Genomic DNA, 4,573 nt, shown 5'->3' on the forward strand with positions numbered 1-4,573 from the left:
GTCCGAGCGTCAGCGGCAGCATGGAGCGACCCTTGTCGAAGGCGAAGACCTGGGCGCCGGCATAGCGCCGGAACTGTGCGGCGATCAGCGCCAGCAGCGTCGACTTGCCCGACCCCGTCGGTCCGAACACCAGCGTGTGGCCGACGTCGTCCACATGCAGGTTCAGGCGGAACGGTGTGCTCCCGCTCGCGACCTGCACGAGCGGTGGCGAGCCGGGCGGATAGAAAGGGCAAGGCGCCACCGGGCTGCCCGACCAGACCGAGTTCAACGGGATGAGGTCGGCAAGATTGCACGTGTTGATCAACGGCTCCCGGATATTGGCGTAGGAGACGCCGGGCAGGCTTCCAAGGAAGGCGTCGGTCGCATTCAGCGTTTCAATGCGCGCCCCAAACCCCTCGGCCTGGATGAGACGGCGGATCGCCTCGCACTTTTCCTGAAGCCGAGCCTGCGCTTCATCGAACAGGACGATCACCGGCGTGTAGTAGCCGTAGGCGACGAGCTGGGAGGAGGCCTCGGCGATGGCGTCCTCCGTCTCGGCCACCATCATCATGGCGTCCTGGTCGACCGAGCGGCTCTGGGTCTGAAAGAGCTGGTCGAAGAACGGCCGCACCTTCTGCTGCCATTTCTTGCGGGTCCGCTCCAGCTTCTGCCGTGCCTCCTGCTCGTCAAGAAAGACGAAGCGCGATGACCAGCGATAGGTCAGCGGCATCAGATCGAGCTCGTTGAGGATGCCCGGCCAGCTCTCCGCCGGCAGGCCGTCGATTGCGACAACCCCGAGGAAGCGGTTCTCCACAAGCGGGGTCAGGCCGTGCTGCAGCTCGGCCGTGACCAGCCAGTCGAGATACATCGGGATGTCCGGCAGACGAAGAGGATGGTTTTCGCCTGTGATGCAGAAGCGGACGAACTGGAGCAGCTCGTCATAGCGGGCGACCCGAAATCCGCCTCTCTCGTCCGCCTCGCGCGTCGCCATCCGCTGAATGGAGACGACATTGCCGAGATATTGCTCGATCTCGCGGATCGAGGCGCGGAACGTGTCGAGCGTTGTCACCGCATAGGATGCCGATCGGCTTGCCGGATCGGAATAGACATAGCGTGCGAGGCCAGATCGCCGCGGCTCCGGCGGCCGCCACGTCAGGATGAGCGCATGCCGGCTCTCGAAGTGTCCGCTTTCTCGCTGGAAGTGGAGCCGTCTCTCGAAGTCGATGGCCCGCGTGACTGGGTCGGGGAAATGGCACTCAGCTTCGTCGGGGTAATCGGAAGTCGGCACCCGCACGGCTTCGACCTGGATCATCCACCCCGATCCAAGGCGCGCGAGAATGGTGTTGATCTGCCGCGAGACCTCGTTGCGCTCGGCGTCCGTCGAACTCTCACTGTCGGGGCCGGCAAAATACCAGCCGGCCATCAGCGAACCGTCCTTCAGCAGGATCACGCCGTTGTCGACGAGACCTGCGTAGGGAACGAGATCGGCGAAGGATGGTCCAGATTGGCGGAAAGTCTTGAGTGCGACCATGAGCGCCTCAAAACCTGCGCCATGGCGTCGATGTGGCCCGATAGTACGGCTTGTACGAGATGTGACGGATGTAAACCCGCCGCATCATGGGATCGGACTTCGCCATCATGCGAAGGGCCGCGACGGCGAGCAGCCAGATCGCGACGCCGAAGAGCGCGGCATACCAGGTCAGCACGACGAAGATCAGGATCACCGAAGCGAGGCCGGTAAGCAGAACCAGTTCCCGGTCTGCTCCCATGAGGAGGTTGGGGCGCGAAAGCGCTCTGTGCACGCGCGAGCGCGCGAGATTGGCGCCTGACTCAGCCATCGGCCCCCTCCCCTGCCGCTGCAATCGAGGCCTGTGACGGCGCCTCTCCGATCGAGGCGCCCGTAGCGCCGAACAGGGCGACGATCTGAGTGGCGCCGAGCAGGATGCCAGCGACGAGCACGACATAGACGAGCCGCCGCGCGAAGTCGTTGAGCTCGCCGCCGAAGATCAGCATGCCACCGGCGATCGCGACGGCGGCGAGCGCAATGAAGCCAGCCACCGGACCGGTGATGGACTGCTGGATCTGCTGCAGGGGAGATTCCCAGGGCAGGCCGCCGCCCGAAGAGGCAAGGGCCGGATCGGCCAGGCTGACGCAAGAAAGGGCGGCCAGCGCCGCAAAGGCCCAAGTGATTTGTGTCTTACGCGACATGGCTGTCCTCATCGATCTGGGCGTAGTGTTCGGTCCGGTATCGGGAGTTGCTGAAGCCCTCGACGTGGATAACCTCGCGGACCCGCCTCCCCCTCCCCGTCCGTTCGATGGAAACGACAAGATCGACGGCCTCTCCGATCACCTCCTGCATGGGTTGCTGGCTCGCTTCCGCGGTCAGCTGCTCGAGCCGGCGCAGGGCCGACATTGCCGTGTTCGAGTGAATGGTGGTGACGCCGCCCGGGTGCCCGGTGTTCCACGCCTTGAGCAGCGTGAGCGCCGCGCCGTCGCGGACCTCGCCGACAATGATTCGGTCAGGCCGCAATCGCATGGTGCTCTTGAGAAGCCGCGCCATGTCGACGGTGTCGCTTGTGTGAAGCGATACCGCGTTTTCGGCGGCGCATTGGATCTCGGCGGTGTCTTCCAGGATGACGATCCGATCGTCCGGCGCATTGGCGACGATTTCGGCGATAACCGCATTGGCAAGGGTCGTCTTGCCCGAGCCCGTGCCGCCGGAGATCACGATGTTCATGCGAGAGGCGATCGCGCTGCGCAGGACAGAGGCCTGCGCCTCGGTCATAACCTTCGACTTTACGTAGTCGCAAAGCGGGATCAGCCGCGACGCGCGCCGCCGGATCGTGAAGGCCGGTCCGGAAACGACGGGCGGCAGCAAGCCCTCGAAACGGTGCCCGCCGATCGGCAGTTCGCCGGAGATGATCGGCTGCTCGTCGTCGGCCTCGGATTGTAGCGCATGGGCGACGCTGCCGATGATCACCTCCGCCGCGGCAGGGCTCAGTGCGCCGGCCGGGGTGACGCCATGACCCAGGCGTTCGATGAAGAGCTTGCCATCGGGGTTGAGCATGATCTCGACAACCGTCGCGTCATCGAGCGCGACGCAGAGATGGTCGCCGAGAGCTTCCTGAAGTTTGCGGACGAGACGCGAATGCGAGCGGAGTTGGGTCACGCGGCGCTCCTGATCGGTGCGCCGTCGGAGATTATCGAACGGTAGCCGGGAGGACAGACCTGCTCAAAGCGCTCGCGATCGGCTGGAAGGCTTCCGGCAACCGCCATCGTGTCGCCGATTGCTGCAGGTTCGCCGAGCCGTCGCATCGGCCAGCCGGCACGTTTGAGGATCCGCTCGAAGCGGAGATCGGTCGCGGTGACGATCTCGCTGTAACCATTCGCCATCGACCATTCGATGATGCCGGCGAACAAGGTGCGTGTCACAAGATGTAATTGGCCCCCTTCCCTGCCCGCGGTCTGGGACGTGTCGACACAGAAGCGCGAACTTTCGACCATTTCTGGATGTGGGTTCAGAGAACCCTTTTCGAGCAGTTCGGGAAATATGTACTTGAGCATCGTCGGCCCGGAAGCCGGAAGAAGACGGGCGCAACCGGCGACCATCCCAGGCTCATTAACTGCCAGAACGTAGGTCGGCTTAAAATCATCGTAGCGATCGCGCTCTTCCCCCGCGGTCACAGAGACGTCCCATTCGAGACGGCCGCCGAACACCGCTGCGCGAAGACGGTACATCTGCTTCAGAAAATTTTGATGGCGGCCGTAAAGGTCGGGCGAGACGGTCAGTATCCGCATTATGATCTCCGCATGAACACGTCATGCGGAGACAAAACACCTCGTTGGGCGTGTGCCTACGTGCAGATTTGCAGCCGGTGATTCTGCCGAATCGACGGTCTAGCTACGGAAATTCGAGAGCAGGCAGGGGCTAAAGTGTTGATGAAGAGGTGCAAATCTGCATTTCATGCCCACGGTCGCGAACAGCGGGAATCGACCTAACTTACGGATAACCATTGGAGAATCCGGTCTGGGCGTGAATGGTCCCGCAACATGTTAACTTCTCATTAACCAAAAACGCCTTGCGGCTACCGTCGAATCGCACATAGTAATCACGCTTTCCTGCCATATGGACCCGGAAAAGCGTTATTCCCAAGTGGGGGCGGTGAAATTGAACGTGGCGCAGACTTTCGACCTCGACATAGACTTTGACGAGGAGATTCTCCAGCAGGGTGAACTCATCTCGGACAAGCTCAACATGCTGCGCCTGGAGCAGTATCCGCCGGATGCTGAGAAAGGCCTTCGGCTGTTTTCCTCGGCCGAGGTTGCCGATTTTCTTGGCGTGACGCAAAACCATATCAAGAAACTACATCTTGAGGGAAAGGGGCCGGAGCCGCTCGTATCACAGTCCGGCCGCCGCTCGTACACGGCGGCGCAGATGATGGAGTTGCGCGCCTTCCTCGACAAACACGGCAGAACTGATTTCAAGCGCTATGTGCCTCACCGGCGCGGCGGCGAAGGCCTTCAAGTTATCTCCGTTGTGAATTTCAAAGGTGGGAGTGGAAAGACAACCACCACGGCCCATCTTGCCCAGTAC

The 4,573-nt window shown here is 62.3% G+C and carries 4 protein-coding genes and 2 pseudogenes; 1 reads left to right on the plus strand and 5 read right to left on the minus strand.

The features are described from left to right. The 5 genes and pseudogenes from EOB59_RS33685 to traI all read right to left on the minus strand — a co-directional run. Window positions 1–1,510 (minus strand): annotated as a pseudogene (locus tag EOB59_RS33685) (conjugal transfer protein TrbE); the annotation flags it as partial. A gap of 7 nt (window positions 1,511–1,517) precedes the next feature. After that, complete coding sequence (locus EOB59_RS33690) at window positions 1,518–1,817, minus strand: conjugal transfer protein TrbD (RefSeq protein ID WP_095482561.1); 300 nt, start codon at window positions 1,815–1,817, stop codon at window positions 1,518–1,520. Continuing rightward, complete coding sequence (locus tag EOB59_RS33695; RefSeq protein ID WP_095482560.1) at window positions 1,810–2,187, minus strand: TrbC/VirB2 family protein; 378 nt, start codon at window positions 2,185–2,187, stop codon at window positions 1,810–1,812. The genes EOB59_RS33690 and EOB59_RS33695 overlap by 8 nt, the downstream gene beginning before the upstream one ends. Then, window positions 2,177–3,148, minus strand: coding sequence for a P-type conjugative transfer ATPase TrbB (trbB, locus tag EOB59_RS33700; protein ID WP_095482559.1), 972 nt, complete (start codon window positions 3,146–3,148; stop codon window positions 2,177–2,179). Before trbB ends, EOB59_RS33695 begins: the two co-directional genes overlap by 11 nt. Then, window positions 3,145–3,777 carry an acyl-homoserine-lactone synthase TraI gene (gene traI / locus EOB59_RS33705; RefSeq protein WP_095482558.1) on the minus strand — a complete coding sequence of 211 codons (633 nt, stop codon included), beginning with the start codon at window positions 3,775–3,777 and terminating at the stop codon, window positions 3,145–3,147. Before traI ends, trbB begins: the two co-directional genes overlap by 4 nt. 370 nt (window positions 3,778–4,147) lie before the next feature. Between traI and EOB59_RS33710 the strand changes: the two are divergent. Continuing rightward, window positions 4,148–4,573 (plus strand): annotated as a pseudogene (locus EOB59_RS33710) (plasmid partitioning protein RepA); the annotation flags it as partial.

Origin of the sequence: Mesorhizobium sp. M7A.F.Ca.MR.176.00.0.0, from assembly GCF_004023165.1 — a bacterium.
GTDB lineage: Bacteria > Pseudomonadota > Alphaproteobacteria > Rhizobiales > Rhizobiaceae > Mesorhizobium.